Consider the following 14,168-nt stretch of genomic DNA (forward strand, 5'->3'; position numbering starts at 1 on the left):
CGCCTTGATGGATTTACTCCCTCCCCCTCTGGGGGAGGGCAGGGGTGGGGGCGCTCCCGTGTGAGCGCAGCACTCTCACCGGGCGCAGCGCCCCCATCCCAACCTTCCCCCAGAGGGGGAAGGAGCAAGACATTAAACTGCCCCGCATGACCAGCAAGTCCGCGGCGCCGCATGCACCCCTGGCCGAGCGCCTGCGGCCCCAGTCGCTGGGCGAGGTGATCGGGCAGCAACACCTTCTCGGCGAAGGCATGCCCCTGCGCATTGCCTTCGAGTCGGGCCAGCCCCATAGCTGCATCTTGTGGGGCCCGCCCGGCACGGGCAAGACCACCATCGCGCGGCTGATGGCCGATGCCTTCGACGCGCAGTTCATCACCATCAGCGCCGTGCTCGGTGGCGTCAAGGACATCCGCGAGGCCGTGGAACAGGCGCAGATCGCGCAGGCGCACGGCCGCCGCACCATCGTGTTCGTCGACGAGGTGCACCGGTTCAACAAGAGCCAGCAGGACGCCTTCCTGCCGCACGTGGAGTCGGGGCTCTTCACCTTCATCGGCGCCACCACCGAGAACCCGTCGTTCGAAGTCAATTCGGCCTTGCTCTCGCGCGCCGCCGTCTACGTGCTGCAGCCGCTCTCGGAAGACGACCTGAAGCAGATCGTGCAACGCGCGCAGGCGATCGATGCCGTGCCCGCCATCGAAGCCGCGGCGCTCGATCGTCTCATCGGCTATGCCGACGGCGATGCCCGCCGCCTGCTCAATACGCTGGAGACGCTGGCCGTCGCCGCGACCAAGGAGAAGCGCGCCGAGATCACGGACGAATGGCTGCTCAAGGTCTTGGGCGAGCGCATGCGCCGCTACGACAAGGGTGGCGAGCAGTTCTACGACACGATCAGCGCCCTGCACAAATCGGTGCGCGGCTCCGACCCCGATGCCACGCTGTACTGGTTCGTGCGCATGATCGATGGCGGCGTGGACCCGCGCTATGTCGCGCGTCGGATGATCCGCATGGCCATCGAGGACATCGGGCTGGCCGACCCGCGGGCACTGCGCGTCGCACTCGATGCCGCCGACGTCTACGAGCGTCTCGGCACCCCCGAGGGCGAACTGGCCCTGGCCGAAGGCCTGGTCTATCTCGCGATCGCGCCCAAATCGAACGCGGTCTATGTCGGCTACAACGAAGCGCGCGCGCTGGTGCGCAAGGACGGCACGCGGCCGGTGCCCCTGCACCTGCGCAATGCACCGACCAAGTTGATGAAGGACCTGGGCTACTCCCGCGACTACCGCTATGCCCACGACGAGGAGGGCGGCTTCGCGGCCGGCGAGAGTTATTTCCCCGAAGGACTGTCCCCGCAGTTCTATCGCCCGGTGGAGCGCGGGCTGGAAATCCGCATCGGCGAGAAGCTGCGCGAGTTGCGCGCGCTGAACAAACGCTCAGGGTGAACCCCCTGGCGAAAGGCCGCTGAGCCTCCAGGGCGCGGCTTACAATCGCGCCGACAACCCGCCCGGCCAACGCATGGCGGGTTTTTTGCTAGATGGCAGGCAAGCCCCAAGAAGGCGCATCCGACCGTCGCACGGGCAAAAGAAACGGAGAAGCCTCTATGGAGATCCTGCTGCAGCAGATCATCAACGGTCTGGTCCTGGGCAGCATGTACGCGCTGGTGGCCCTGGGCTACACCATGGTGTACGGCATCATCAACCTGATCAACTTTGCCCACGGCGAGGTGCTGATGGTGGGTGCGCTTACCAGCTGGGCGATCATCACCTCCGCGCGGGAAGCGATGCCCGGCATCCCCGGCTGGCTGCTGCTGCTGGCGGCGACCGTGATCTCCTGCGTGGTCGCTGCGGCCCTCAACTTCGTCATCGAAAAGGTCGCCTACCGGCCGCTTCGCAACAGCCCGAAGCTCGCCCCCTTGATCACCGCCATCGGCATGTCGATCCTGCTGCAGACGCTGGCGATGATCATCTTCAAGCCGAATTACAAGCCTTATCCCACGCTGCTGCCGGCCAAGCCGATCCAGTTCGGCGGCGCGGTGATCACCACCACGCAGATCATGATCCTGGCGATGACGGCGCTGTCGCTGGCGGTGCTGACGTACCTGGTGAACTACACGCGCCTGGGCCGCGCCATGCGCGCCACCTCCGAGAACCCGCGGGTGGCGGCCCTCATGGGGGTGAAACCGGACATGGTGATCTCCGCCACCTTCATCATCGGCGCGGTGCTGGCCGCCATTGCCGGCGTGATGTATGCATCCAACTACGGAACCGTGCAGCACACCATGGGTTTCCTGCCCGGTCTCAAGGCCTTCACCGCCGCTGTCTTCGGCGGCATCGGCAACCTGCCCGGGGCGGTGCTGGGCGGCATCCTGCTGGGGCTGATCGAATCGATCGGTTCGGGCTACCTCGGGGCGCTCACCGGCGGCGTGCTGGGAAGCAACTACTCCGACATCTTCGCCTTCATCGTGCTGATCGTGATCCTCACGCTGCGGCCTTCCGGCCTGCTCGGCGAACGCGTGGCGGACCGGGCCTGAGGAGCGCGCGATGACCATCATCAACAAGCGGAACAAGAAAGTGGTGTGGGTGCTGTTCGCACTGGCGTTGGGCATCCTGCCGCTGCTGCTGCAGGCGGTGGGCAACTTCTGGGTGCGCATTGCCGACACGGCCTTGCTCTATGTGCTGCTCGCCCTGGGCCTCAACATCGTGGTCGGCTTCGCGGGCCTGCTGGACCTGGGCTTCGTCGCCTTCTTCGCGATCGGCGCCTACCTGTACGGGCTGATGGCGTCGCCCCATCTGGCTGAAGCCTTTCCCTGGTTCGCGCAGATGTTCCCCGACGGACTGCACACGTCCATCTGGCTGGCGATTCCGCTGGCCGCGGCGGTCGCCGGCTTCTTCGGCATCCTGCTGGGCGCGCCGACGCTCAAGCTGCGCGGCGACTACCTGGCGATCGTGACGCTCGGCTTCGGCGAGATCATCCGCGTGTTCCTGAACAACCTCGACCAGCCGATCAACCTCACCAACGGGCCCAAGGGCCTGGGGCAGATCGAGTCGATCACGCTGTTCAAGTTCGGTTGGCTGGGCATCCCGGGCGTGAATCTCGGGCAGCCGATCGACATCACCGAGAACTACGCGATCAACTCGGTCACCCTCTACTACTACATGTTCCTGCTGCTGGCGGTGGCCAGCGTGGTGATCTGCCATCGGCTGGAGATCTCGCGCATCGGCCGCGCCTGGATGGCGATCCGCGAAGACGAGATCGCGGCCAAGGCCATGGGCATCAACACGCGCAACATGAAGCTGCTGGCCTTCGGCATGGGCGCCACTTTCGGCGGCGTCTCGGGCACCATGTTCGCGGCCTTCCAGGGCTTCGTCTCGCCCGAGTCCTTCAGCCTGACCGAGTCAGTGATGATCGTGGCGATGGTGGTGCTGGGAGGCATCGGTCACCTGCCGGGGGTGATCCTCGGGGCCATCCTGCTGTCGGCGCTGCCCGAGGTCTTGCGCTGGGTCGCCGGCGTGTTCGACCTGCAGTCCTTGACCGGCGGGCGGCTGGACGCCGCCATCCTGCGCCAGCTGCTGATCGCCCTGGCCATGATCATCGTCATGCTGCTGCGCCCGCGCGGGCTCTGGCCGACGCCGATGCATGGCAAGGCGCTGCCGCAAGAAGCCGCCAGGCAGGGATGAAACGCATGGCAGAAACCGTCCTCCGCGTCGGCGGCATTTCCAAGCGCTTCGGTGGGCTGCAGGCCTTGTCGGATGTGGGCCTCACCATCGAGCGCGGCCAGGTCTATGGATTGATCGGGCCCAATGGAGCGGGCAAGACCACCTTCTTCAACGTGATCACGGGGCTCTATACGCCGGACAGCGGCAGCTTCGAGTTGGCCGGCAAGCCGTATACGCCCAGTGCGGTGCACGAAGTCGCGAAAGCGGGCATCGCGCGCACCTTCCAGAACATCCGCTTGTTCGCGGACATGACGGCGCTGGAGAACGTGATGGTCGGCCGGCATATCCGCACGCACTCGGGCCTGCTGGGGGCGGTGTTCCGCACGCGCTCGTTCCGCGCGGAGGAGGCCGCGATCGCGGCACGCGCGCAGGAGCTGCTCGATTACGTGGGCATCGGCCGCTTCACGGACTACAAGGCGCGCACGCTCTCGTACGGCGACCAGCGCCGGCTGGAGATCGCCCGCGCACTGGCTACGGATCCGCAATTGATCGCGCTCGACGAACCCGCTGCCGGCATGAATTCCACCGAGAAGGTGGTGCTGCGCGAGTTGATCGATCGCATCCGCAAGGACGGCCGCACCATCCTCTTGATCGAGCACGACGTGAAGCTGGTGATGGGCCTGTGCGACCGCGTGACCGTGCTCGATTACGGCAAGCAGATCGCGGAGGGCTCCCCCTACGAGGTGCAGCGCGACGACAAGGTGATCGAGGCCTACCTGGGCCACAGCCACAAGGCAACCGGTACCGCGCCGGTGACGGCGACGGGAGATGCTCAATGAGCCAGACGCTGCTGAAGGTAAGCGGGCTGAAGGTGGCCTATGGCGGCATCCAGGCCGTCAAGGGCGTGGACTTCGAGGTGCGCGAGGGCGAACTCGTCACGCTGATCGGCTCCAATGGCGCCGGCAAGACGACGACGATGAAGGCCATCACCGCGCTGCTGCCCTTGAAGGAGGGTGACATCCAGTACCTGGGAAAGAGCATCCGTGGCCGCGGCGCCTGGGACCTGGTGAAGGAAGGCCTGGCCATGGTGCCCGAGGGCCGCGGCGTGTTCACGCGCATGACCATCACCGAGAACCTGCAGATGGGCGCGCACATCCGCAAGGATCGCGCCGCGATCACGGCCGACATGGAGCGCGTGTTCGCCACCTTTCCGCGGCTGAAGGAGCGCAAGGACCAACTCGCCGGCACGATGTCGGGCGGCGAGCAGCAGATGCTGGCGATGGGCCGGGCGCTCATGAGCCGGCCCAAGGTGCTGCTGATGGACGAACCGTCGATGGGCTTGTCGCCCATCATGGTGGACAAGATCTTCGAGGTGGTGAGCGAGGTGCATCGGCAAGGCGTGACCATCCTGCTGGTGGAACAGAACGCCAGCCGCGCGCTCGAGATTGCCGACCGCGCTTATGTGATGGAGTCGGGGCTGGTGACGATCAGCGGCGACGCGAAGCAGATGCTCGATGATCCGAAGGTGAGGGCGGCATATCTGGGGGAGTGAGGGAGGTCATCCGAACCTGAAGGAGGTCATCCCCGGCTGAAGGATGTCATCCCGGGCTTGACCCGGGATCCATGCAGCGCGGTAGCCGCCTGCGGCGGTGGATTGCGGGTCGAGCCCGCAATGACATCCTTGTGCCCGCAATGACAGCCTTGCGCCCGCAATGACATCCTTCGCGCGCAATGACACGCGCATGTCATCGAATCAATACCGCCACTGCAACCCGAGACTCGTGCGCACATCGCGAACCTCACCGCCCGCGCTGCGCACGTCATAGCTGTCCATCCCCAGTGCCGCCGAGGCGCTGCGCGAGAAGTCCCAGCTGAGGCCCACCCCATACGTCTTCCCGCCCTCGCTGCCCAGGTTGGACATCGTCGCGGGACTCGCTCGATTGAAGGTCGTCCCCACGCGCCCGTACACACCCAGGTCCCAGCCGATCCCGGCCTTGCCGATCACGCTGACGTTGAAGCCCTGCGCCTGCGGGCTGCGCAGGGCTGGATGGTCGGCGGGCGCCACCTGCATCGCCACCGAGCGCGGCGCCTTGGCACTGGCGTAGAGAGGAACGGTGGTCGCATCGCTGCACGAAAAAGCGAAGCTGCCGCACGGCACCCCCACGCGCGCCTGTCCCGCCTGCAGTCCGAGCGGCGAGCTGCCGGAGCGCCATCGCAACGCTCCACTCTCCTGGGCCGGCGCGGCGGCTGTCGCGGCCAAACCGCAGATCAAGGCCACGACATTGCGCTGAGACACCATGACAGCCTCCCTGACGTTCTGCTTGAAAGCCCAATGTGCCCGGCCCGCTGAGGTAGCGCTTGTCAGACAAATCTCACAAGCGCTGTAGGTCCGCCGGCTCAGCTGTTAATCCACCTTTGCACCCGAGGCCTTCACAATTTTTTCGTATTTGACAAGCTCGGCCCGGGTGAAGGCAGCGAATTCCTCGGGCGTCGTCGGCACCGGCTCGGCCAGCAGCGTGGCAAAGCGAGCCTTCGCTTCCGGCGAATTCAGCGCCGCCACGAAGGCGTGGTTCATTTTCTGGACCACATCGTGCTGCATGCCGGCGGGCCCGACCAGCCCCCACCACGTGTCGATCGAGAATCCCTTGAGCGTGTCCGCCACGGGCGACACGTCCGGCAGGCTGGGCGAGCGCTTGAGCGTGGTGACGGCCAGTGCCTTCAGCTTGCCGGACCGGATGTTCGGTGCCGCCGTCGCCAGGTTGTCGAAATTGAAATCGACCTGGCCGGAGAGCAGCGCCAATTGCGCCGGATTGCCGCCGTTGAACGGGATGTGCACCGCAAAGATCCCGGCATCGCGCTTGAACATCTCGCCCGCCAGATGGCCCGCGCTGCCATTGCCGCCGCTGCCGTAATTGAGCTTGCCGGGATTCGCCTTCGCGTACGCGATCAGGTCACGCACGCTGTTGATCTTCAGGCGCGCCGCCGTCTGCGCGTTCATCACCAGCACGTTGGGCACGCGCACCATCTGCGTGATGCAGGTGAAGTCCTTGATCGGGTCGTAAGGCAGCTTCGAGAACAACCAGGGGTTGATCGCATGCGTCGCGACGGCCGAGATGCCGATGGTCAGGCCGTCCGGTGCAGCCTTGGCGATTGCGTCCGCGCCGATGTTGCCGCCGCCACCCGGACGGTTGTCGATGATGATCGTGCCCAGACTGTCGTTCGCCCGCTCGGCCAGAACGCGGGCGGTGGCGTCGATGGGGCCGCCGGCGGCATACGGGACGATCAGCCGGATGGTGCGCCCCTGCGACCACACGCCCGGGGCGGCCACCGCCGCTGCGGCGCCTATGCTGGAGAGGAGGAGTTGTCTGCGTTGGATCATCCCGCCATTGTCGCAAGGGCGCGGGCGCACGGTCGCGCTTGACTTTGCCTGACGCTGTGCATCCGCGCTGTCCGACAGGCCGCTGGCTGGGCGCTGCGTTGTAGTGATACCCACCCATTCTGGTCTGAAGAAAGGAAGCAACCCATGAAACTCCAAGCCCTGATGATTGCCGTCGCCCTGGCCGCCGGCACCGCGTATGCGCAAGCACCCAACGGCAGCGCCAAGGCGCCCGCCGATACGCAGAGCAGCGCCGCCACGATGAACAGCGGCAGCCAGGCCGGCAGCAGCGCCGGTTCGACCGCGGACACGCACAAGATGGCCAAGTCGCATCGCAAGGTCGCCAAGAAGATGTCGCACCACGCCAACAAGGAGCACGCCAGCCTGCGCCGCCACGAGAACATGGCGAGTGCCCGGCGTCACGGGATGCATGCGCGCGCCGAGCGCCGCGAAATGCACGCGTCGCGCATGAACACGCGCACCCTCGGTGCCGGCCCGAGTGTCAACCTGAACTCCCGCAGCCGCGAGGAGCGCATGGATCGCGCTTACGAGGATTACCGCGCCAAGGCCAGCCGTTGATCGACGGGCGGGCCGCCTCCTGCGGCCCGCATCTATTCCGCGAGCATGGGGTTTTCCCGGTGCTCGCTTTCCTACGTCACGAGTGAACACTTTCTGACGATTGCGGGGATATGGCTGTGGTTTCATTCATCCACAAGACACATGAAAAGTGTTCTGGAGACAAACCATGTTGCTGCACCACAGAACCCATCGTGCCGGCCTCCATGTATATGGCACCGGCCGTGTCGGCCGCAGCGGCTCGCGCGCGGTCGAGGGCGATCACGACGAAGGTCCCGGCCTGCTGGCCAGTCCCGCCTTCTGGGGGGGCGGCTTGTTGTCGTTGGGCGTCTGGGTCGGGTTGGCAGCAGTGCTCGGAGTGATCTGAGCGGCCAGTTTCGATCGCGCGGCGCGCAAGCGTGCCGCTGATTGCCGAGAAGCCTCGAAGGCCGATGCCTCCGAGGCTTTTCTTTTGGATGCCATTGCGGGTTGACCCGCCATCCATGCGGCGCCTGTGCGCGCGCCGTCGTGGATCCCGGGTCAAGCCCGGGATGACATACCCCCAGCCCTCAGCCCTCAGCGATCAACCCCCGTGCTTGTCCGCTTCCGAAGTGAACGAGTCCGCATAGAACTCCTCGGGCGGCAGCGCGCATTGCGCCGAATACTCGGCCCGTGCCGAATCCACCACGATGGGAGCGCCGCAGGCGTAGACCTGGTGGCCTGACAAGTCCGCAAAGTCTTCCATCACCGCCTTGTGCACGAAGCCCCTGCGGCCCGTCCAGTTGTCTTCGGGCAGGCTATTCGAGATCACCGGCACGTAGCGCAGGTTGGGCATCTCGGCCAGCCGCTCGCGCACCCACGCATCCATGTACAGGTCCTCGGGGCGCCGCCCGCCCCAATAGAGCGTGGCCGTCCGCTGGATCCCCTTCGATTGCATGTGCTCGATCAGCGCCTTGATCGGCGCGAAGCCGGTGCCCGAGGCCAGCAGCACCATCGGCTTGTCCGAGTCCTCGCGCAGGAAGAAGCTGCCGAAGGGGCCTTCGACCCGCAGGATTTCCTTTTCCTTCATCGCCGTGAAGACGTGGTCGGTGAACTTGCCGCCCGGCATGTGCCGGATGTGCAGTTCGACGCCGGGCCCGTTGTGCGGCGCATTGGCCATCGAGTAGCTGCGGCGCGCGCCGTCGCGCAGGATGAATTCGACGTACTGCCCGGCGTGGTAGCGCAGCGTGTCGTTGGCCGGCAGTTGCAGGCGGACGATCATCACGTCGTGCGAAACCTTCTCCAGCGCGCTGACCCGCGAAGGCATCTTGCGCACGGGGAAGGCGCTTTCGTCGGTGACCTGGCGCGACTCGAGCACCACGTCGGACTGCGGCACACCGCAGCAGGTGAGGATCAAGCCCTTGGCCTCTTCGTCGGCCGACAGCGCCTTGCTCTGGTGCGGCCCGTGCACCACGGTGCCTTCGAGCTTCTTGCATTTGCACGAGCCGCAGGCGCCGTCCTTGCACCCGTAGGGCATGCCGACACCCTGGCGGATGGCGGCCGCCAGGATCGCCTCGCCCGCCTCCGTGGTGAAGGCGCGGCCACTGGGCTGCACCGTGATCTGGAAGGGGCCTGGGGCGGCCGGGACGGCGGTCATGCTGGGGATCCTCGATAGTCTTCTGCTCCGGATTTTGCCCGCAATCGACTGCCGTCTTGCCGGTCCGGGCACAGGCCGCAACTGTCACAATCGAGCCATTGTCCCAGCGTGTCAGCAGAGCCTGCACGCGTATCGTCTTATGAACATCACGATCATCGGCACCGGCTATGTAGGCCTGGTCACCGGCGCCTGCCTCGCGGATATCGGCAACAACGTTTTCTGCCTTGACGTGGACGCGAAGAAGATCGCGATGCTGAATCGCGGGGAGGTTCCGATCTATGAGCCCGGCCTCGGCGAGGTCATTGAGCGCAACGTCGAAGCGGGCCGACTCACGTTTTCCACCGACGTCGCGGCGAGTGTCGCGCACGGTGCGCTGCAATTCATCGCGGTGGGAACGCCGCCCGACGAGGACGGGAGCGCCGACCTCAAGTACGTGCTGGCCGCCGCGCGCAACATCGGCAGTCACATGACCGGATTCACGGTGGTCGCCGACAAGTCGACGGTGCCGGTTGGCACAGCGGAGAGGGTGCGTGCCGTCATCCAGGAGGAACTGGATCGCCGCTTCCCGGCGGGAGCCGAGGGGCGGCCGGAGGTGAGCGTCGTCTCCAATCCCGAGTTCCTCAAGGAGGGTGCCGCGGTCGAAGACTTCACGCGTCCTGACCGCATCGTGCTCGGCGTCGACAGCGATCACCTGGGCCAACAGGCATTAGCCGTCATGCGACAGCTGTACGCGCCCTTCAACCGCAATCACGAGCGCACCCGCGTGATGGACGTGCGCAGCGCGGAGTTCACCAAATACGCGGCGAATGCGATGCTCGCGACGCGTATCAGCTTCATGAACGAACTCGCGAACCTCGCGGACAAGGTCGGTGCCGACATTGAGCTGGTGCGCCAAGGCATAGGCTCCGATCCGCGCATCGGCTACAGCTTCCTGTACGCCGGCACCGGGTATGGCGGCAGTTGCTTCCCGAAGGACGTGCAGGCTCTGATTCGCACGGCCGCGGAATACAAGCAGACCCTGAAGGTGCTCGGTGCCGTCGAAGAGGTGAACACCGGGCAGAAGCGCGTGTTGAGCGAGAAGGTCTTTGCGCGCTTCGGGCGCGATCTCGCGGGCAAGACCTTCGCGCTGTGGGGCTTGGCGTTCAAGCCGAACACGGACGACATGCGCGACGCGCCGAGCCGCGTAATAGTGCGCGAACTGCTGCGCGCCGGCGCTCGCATCGTCGCGCACGATCCCGTGGCGGGCAAGGAAGCTTTGCGGGCACTGGCCCTCGACATGGCCGATGCGTCCGCGCTGCTCAAGAACTTCACGCTGGTGAATCGCCCGATGGAGGCGCTGCCCGGGGCGGACGCCTTGATCATCGCCACCGAGTGGAAGGTCTATCGCAGTCCGAACTGGTCGGCGGTCAAGGCCGCGATGCGCGAGGCGGTGGTGTTCGATGGGCGCAATCTCTACGAGCCGGACATGATGCGTACGGAAGGTATTGCCTATCACGCCATCGGCCGCAAGGTCTGACGGCTGCGACCGCGAGGATGGCATCGAACACAGCCCCCCTGGGCGCATTGCCCGCCCGGTTTCGCAGGACGCGCGTCCTCATAGTTGGTTGTGGCGACGTGGGCCTGCGGGTCGCGGGCCTGCTGTCCGGGCGCGTGCGCCTGCTGGCGCTGACTTCCACGCCAGATCGCGTCGCTTCGCTGCGCGCGGTGGGGGTCGTGCCCTTGCAAGGCAACCTGGATGTCGCCCGTTCCTTCTCGCGGCTGGCCGGTATCGCCGATCGCGTCGTCCATCTCGCACCGCCGGCATCGGATGCCGGCCCGCAGTGGTGGCGTGATCGTCGCACGCAGTCGCTGCTGAGGACCCTGCGCTGTCGCCACGCCCCCGCGGCGCTGGTCTATGCATCGACCACGGGCGTGTACGGCGACTGCGCCGGCGAGCGCGTTGCCGAGACTCGCGTTCTGGCACCGCAGACGCCGCGCGCGCAACGGCGTGTTGACGCCGAGCGGCAGTCGCGCTTCTTCGGTCGGGGCACCGGGACTCGCGCGAGCATCCTGCGCAGTCCCGGCATCTATGCCCCGGACCGCCCGGGCGGCACCCCGCGCGAGCGCTTGTTGAAGGGCACGCCGGTACTGGTGCGCGAAGACGATGTCTACACCAACCACATCCATGCCGACGACCTCGCCCGCGCCGTGATCGCGGCACTGTGGCGGGGCCGCCCGCAACGCATCTACAACATCGCCGACGACAGCGCGCTGAAGATGGGCGACTACTTCGACCTGGCGGCCGATCTGTACGGATTGCCGCGGCCGCCGCGCGTGGCACGCGCCACCGCGCAGGAGCAACTGCCCCTGGTGCTTCTGAGTTTCATGAGCGAGTCGCGGCGGCTGGAGAACGCGCGCATGAAGAGCGAGCTGGGCGTGCGACTGCGCTATCCCACGCCGCAGCAGGGCCTGGTGCCCTGAGTCCTACTGCGGCATCGGCCCCATCAGCGCCCCCGCCTGCGCAGCGCGCAATTCATTGCAGCGATTCGCCAGCGCGTTGTGCAATTGCAGGTGGCGCCGCGCGATTTCGTCGTCGACGGTCCCCGAGGGCGCGTTGGCCGCCAGGCGCTCGCTGCAATTCTCGCGACGCAGATCGGGACCGAGCGCCGCCAAGTAACGCTCCAGGCGCAAGAGGCTGCTGTCGGGAGCGTGATTGGCGTAGCGATCGAGTTCGCCCTGCATCCGCAGCCAGCGCACCACCGCCGGGTCCGACGACAAGCCCGGGCTGCCCAACGCAAGCAGAGCCTTGGCCTGTTGCACCAGCAGGTCCAGGTGCGTGGCGGTGCGGGCGAATGACGGCGCAGCGGCGGAGCCCGCTTCCGCGGCGCCCACAGCCTGCGCCAGAGGCAATGGCTCGCCATGCCACCACGCGAAATCCGTGAGCCTGGCATCCTGCAGGGGCTGCAGCTTCCAGTCTTCCTGGATCGTGCCCAGCCGGCGCAGCAACTCGCCATCGAGCGTCGCGACCAGGCGATCGCCCAGCGCGCTGCCACCGGTTTCCTTCAGCACCGTCTGCAAGGCCATGACCTGCTCGCGCTGCTGCCTGAAGCCCACGCTGTCCAGCGGCGCCTTCGGGTCCACCGGCAAGCCCGCCTTGAGCGTGCGGAAGGCGCGCTGGTAGATCAACTCGGAGATGCGCGCATCGATCACCCGGGTGACCACGGGCTGCGCGTGCTCGGGAAACTGCGGCACCACCTCCTCGATCGCGCGGGTGCGCTCGTCGGCCAGCGTGCGTGCCTCCTGCATCACCTTCGTGAGCGTGACGTTGTCGTGCGCAGCCTTGTCGGCGCTGCGCGAAGCGTCCTCGGTCATGAAGGACGTGTGCAACAGCGCGCCCAGGCCGGCGCGCAGCCCCGCGCGCTCGGCGGAGAGGCCGAAGCGCTTTTCCCCTTCGATCCACACGATGCCCGGCTCGCCCTGGCTGCCGAAAGCCTGCTCGAACTGGCGGCGGAACTCCAGGAAGGCCGTGCCCGACTGGTTCTGCAATTGCTGCACGACCTCCGGCCCAAGCAGCTGCGTGCGTTCGACCTTGCGCAGCACGTCCTGGTACGCGGGCCCCAGCTTCAGCGTGCCTTGCCCCATCCAGTCGTTGCGGCCCTTGGCCAGCATGGCGTCCTGGTCGTCGAGCAGGGCGTGCACGGCGCGATAGCGCTCCAGCGTGCGGTCGAAGGCCGCGGGACGCGCGGAAGCGTCGAACAGACCGTTGCTGCGCTCCACATAGCCTTGTTCCAGCGCGAACAGGTCGTTGGTATTGAGAAGCCGCGTGTGCAGCGCGTTCATGCCCTTGAGCAGTGCGCAACGCGTGGCCCATTGCAGCCGCGACTGCATCAGCGCCGGCTGGATGTTGACCTCGTCGCTGCCGGGGAACATGCGCACCGCACCGGCCAGCGCACCGGGCAAGTCCTTGCCGAGCGTGAACGCCACCAGCTTGCGCAACTGCGTGGCGTCACCGCGGCCGGACTGCAGCGAAAGGAAAGACTGCGCCGCCGCATCGAGCCTCTCCACGCCAGCCACATAGTCCGTGACCGCGACGAACTCGGGCAGATCCTCGGCGGCGGCGGTCAGCTTGCGATCGAGGTTCTGCGGCACCGGCGACTGGCACTCGGCGCCCATCTGCAGGTCGCCGGGCCCGCGTGCCAGTGGCACGCCCGTAAGCTTCGCTGCCTTGGCGTAGAGCTCGCGCCGCATCGTCTCGACGACGATGTCGCTGAACTCGCGCTCCAGCCGCGCCTGCACCTGCTCTTCGATGTTGTCGACCGAATGCCAGGAGCCGGGAATGAAGGCGGTCCACAGCGCGTCGTGCTGCAGGCGCTCGGTGGCGGCCAGCAGGGACAGCGCCTTGCGCCGGTACCACTCGGGATCGACCGCATCGCGGTTGTGCACCCGGGCGCGGAACTGCGCGTCGGCGTTCAACTGCAGCAGGGTGCGCGACAACTCCTGCCGCCAGCTATCGAGCTGGTAGCCGGCCAGGGCGATGCCCACGGCCCACGCCCCGAGGCCGACGTAGATGAGGCGCAGAAGCCAGTCGCTCGGGGAAAATGCGCCAAGGCGGCGCAGCCAGCGGGCGGTGGCCATCATTGCGCCCCGTCTGCGTGCACCGGCGACGCGGGCTGCAGCAGTTCCCGCACCGGCCAGGTCTGCCAGACCCACACCACTTCCGAGACGACGAGCAGGGCCGCAGCGACCGCGACCATCTGAAGCCATGCTTGCAAGCGCCGGCGCGACCGCCTGGCGGGTGCAGATCCTGTCGATTCTGCGGCCATGACTTCCCCCTACATCTGACGAGCCAAGTCGTGAGGCTAAGGAATGCGGCTCGAGGGCGTGTCAGGTTTTATCCGAGGGGGGCGTCAGACAGAGCCCTATAGGGCTGAATGAAGGCGAGGAAGCGGGAATTTGTCCGGACTAGGACGGC

At 66.6% G+C, this 14,168-nt stretch carries 14 protein-coding genes; 9 read left to right on the forward strand and 5 right to left on the reverse strand.

The genetic code is table 11. The features are described 5' to 3' along the window. The first annotated feature begins 146 nt into the window (after positions 1-146). The 5 genes from JWP60_RS18445 to JWP60_RS18465 all read left to right on the forward strand — a co-directional run bounded on the left by JWP60_RS18445 (position 147) and on the right by JWP60_RS18465 (position 5,202). On the forward strand, positions 147-1,436 hold the full coding sequence (locus tag JWP60_RS18445; RefSeq protein WP_299794702.1) for a replication-associated recombination protein A: 1,290 nt from the start codon (positions 147-149) through the stop codon (positions 1,434-1,436). Positions 1,437-1,594: 158 nt separating this feature from the next. Next, complete coding sequence (locus tag JWP60_RS18450; protein WP_299794704.1) at positions 1,595-2,524, forward strand: branched-chain amino acid ABC transporter permease; 930 nt, start codon at positions 1,595-1,597, stop codon at positions 2,522-2,524. A 10-nt stretch (positions 2,525-2,534) separates the two neighbouring features. Then, the gene (locus JWP60_RS18455) at positions 2,535-3,671 is read left to right on the forward strand and encodes an ABC transporter ATP-binding protein (RefSeq protein ID WP_299794706.1); all 1,137 of its coding nucleotides are present in this window, start codon (positions 2,535-2,537) and stop codon (positions 3,669-3,671) included. 5 nt (positions 3,672-3,676) lie between these two features. Beyond that, positions 3,677-4,489 (forward strand): ABC transporter ATP-binding protein, encoded by an 813-nt coding sequence (locus tag JWP60_RS18460; RefSeq protein ID WP_299794707.1) that lies wholly within the window; start codon positions 3,677-3,679, stop codon positions 4,487-4,489. Beyond that, positions 4,486-5,202, forward strand: coding sequence for an ABC transporter ATP-binding protein (locus JWP60_RS18465; protein WP_299794709.1), 717 nt, complete (start codon positions 4,486-4,488; stop codon positions 5,200-5,202). The genes JWP60_RS18460 and JWP60_RS18465 overlap by 4 nt, the downstream gene beginning before the upstream one ends. Before the next feature lie 201 nt (positions 5,203-5,403). Here JWP60_RS18465 and JWP60_RS18470 read toward each other — a convergent pair whose 3' ends face one another. After that, positions 5,404-5,949, reverse strand: coding sequence for a hypothetical protein (locus JWP60_RS18470; protein WP_299794711.1), 546 nt, complete (start codon positions 5,947-5,949; stop codon positions 5,404-5,406). 105 nt (positions 5,950-6,054) lie between these two features. After that, positions 6,055-7,029, reverse strand: a complete 975-nt coding sequence (locus tag JWP60_RS18475) for a tripartite tricarboxylate transporter substrate binding protein (protein ID WP_299794713.1) — start codon at positions 7,027-7,029, stop codon at positions 6,055-6,057. A 144-nt stretch (positions 7,030-7,173) separates the two neighbouring features. Between JWP60_RS18475 and JWP60_RS18480 the strand changes: the two genes are divergently transcribed. After that, positions 7,174-7,605, forward strand: coding sequence for a hypothetical protein (locus tag JWP60_RS18480; protein WP_299794715.1), 432 nt, complete (start codon positions 7,174-7,176; stop codon positions 7,603-7,605). A gap of 166 nt (positions 7,606-7,771) precedes the next feature. Next, positions 7,772-7,969: a hypothetical protein gene (locus JWP60_RS18485; RefSeq protein WP_299794717.1), complete on the forward strand. Its 198-nt coding sequence runs from the start codon at positions 7,772-7,774 to the stop codon at positions 7,967-7,969. A gap of 195 nt (positions 7,970-8,164) precedes the next feature. On the opposite strand, the gene JWP60_RS18490 is transcribed toward JWP60_RS18485, so the two are convergent. Beyond that, positions 8,165-9,217, reverse strand: coding sequence for a CDP-6-deoxy-delta-3,4-glucoseen reductase (locus tag JWP60_RS18490; RefSeq protein WP_299794719.1), 1,053 nt, complete (start codon positions 9,215-9,217; stop codon positions 8,165-8,167). A gap of 139 nt (positions 9,218-9,356) precedes the next feature. Between JWP60_RS18490 and JWP60_RS18495 the strand changes: the two genes are divergently transcribed. Both JWP60_RS18495 and JWP60_RS18500 read left to right on the forward strand, forming a co-directional pair. After that, positions 9,357-10,733 carry a UDP-glucose/GDP-mannose dehydrogenase family protein gene (locus JWP60_RS18495; RefSeq protein ID WP_299794773.1) on the forward strand — a complete coding sequence of 459 codons (1,377 nt, stop codon included), beginning with the start codon at positions 9,357-9,359 and terminating at the stop codon, positions 10,731-10,733. A gap of 17 nt (positions 10,734-10,750) precedes the next feature. Further along, entirely contained in the window at positions 10,751-11,677 is a 927-nt protein-coding gene (locus JWP60_RS18500; RefSeq protein ID WP_299794721.1) for an SDR family oxidoreductase, read from the forward strand. A 3-nt stretch (positions 11,678-11,680) separates the two neighbouring features. Here JWP60_RS18500 and JWP60_RS18505 read toward each other — a convergent pair whose 3' ends face one another. Beyond that, positions 11,681-13,834, reverse strand: coding sequence for a hypothetical protein (locus tag JWP60_RS18505; RefSeq protein WP_299794723.1), 2,154 nt, complete (start codon positions 13,832-13,834; stop codon positions 11,681-11,683). Further along, complete coding sequence (locus JWP60_RS18510; protein ID WP_299794725.1) at positions 13,831-13,968, reverse strand: hypothetical protein; 138 nt, start codon at positions 13,966-13,968, stop codon at positions 13,831-13,833. The genes JWP60_RS18505 and JWP60_RS18510 overlap by 4 nt, the downstream gene beginning before the upstream one ends. Between the last annotated feature and the right edge of the window lie 200 nt (positions 13,969-14,168).

Origin of the sequence: Ramlibacter sp., assembly GCF_028291745.1 — a bacterium.
Taxonomy (GTDB): Bacteria; Pseudomonadota; Gammaproteobacteria; order Burkholderiales; family Burkholderiaceae_C; genus Ramlibacter.

Bases quoted from the DNA above. Each gene is read 5' to 3' on its own strand.
- JWP60_RS18445 (WP_299794702.1), top strand. From the start codon at position 147: ATGACCAGCAAGTCCGCGGCGCCGCATGCACCCCTGGCCGAGCGCCTG.
- JWP60_RS18450 (WP_299794704.1), top strand. From the start codon at position 1,595: ATGGAGATCCTGCTGCAGCAGATCATCAACGGTCTGGTCCTGGGCAGC.
- JWP60_RS18455 (WP_299794706.1), top strand. From the start codon at position 2,535: ATGACCATCATCAACAAGCGGAACAAGAAAGTGGTGTGGGTGCTGTTC.
- JWP60_RS18460 (WP_299794707.1), top strand. From the start codon at position 3,677: ATGGCAGAAACCGTCCTCCGCGTCGGCGGCATTTCCAAGCGCTTCGGT.
- JWP60_RS18465 (WP_299794709.1), top strand. From the start codon at position 4,486: ATGAGCCAGACGCTGCTGAAGGTAAGCGGGCTGAAGGTGGCCTATGGC.
- JWP60_RS18470 (WP_299794711.1), bottom strand. From the start codon at position 5,949: ATGGTGTCTCAGCGCAATGTCGTGGCCTTGATCTGCGGTTTGGCCGCG.
- JWP60_RS18475 (WP_299794713.1), bottom strand. From the start codon at position 7,029: ATGATCCAACGCAGACAACTCCTCCTCTCCAGCATAGGCGCCGCAGCG.
- JWP60_RS18480 (WP_299794715.1), top strand. From the start codon at position 7,174: ATGAAACTCCAAGCCCTGATGATTGCCGTCGCCCTGGCCGCCGGCACC.
- JWP60_RS18485 (WP_299794717.1), top strand. From the start codon at position 7,772: ATGTTGCTGCACCACAGAACCCATCGTGCCGGCCTCCATGTATATGGC.
- JWP60_RS18490 (WP_299794719.1), bottom strand. From the start codon at position 9,217: ATGACCGCCGTCCCGGCCGCCCCAGGCCCCTTCCAGATCACGGTGCAG.
- JWP60_RS18495 (WP_299794773.1), top strand. From the start codon at position 9,357: ATGAACATCACGATCATCGGCACCGGCTATGTAGGCCTGGTCACCGGC.
- JWP60_RS18500 (WP_299794721.1), top strand. From the start codon at position 10,751: ATGGCATCGAACACAGCCCCCCTGGGCGCATTGCCCGCCCGGTTTCGC.
- JWP60_RS18505 (WP_299794723.1), bottom strand. From the start codon at position 13,834: ATGATGGCCACCGCCCGCTGGCTGCGCCGCCTTGGCGCATTTTCCCCG.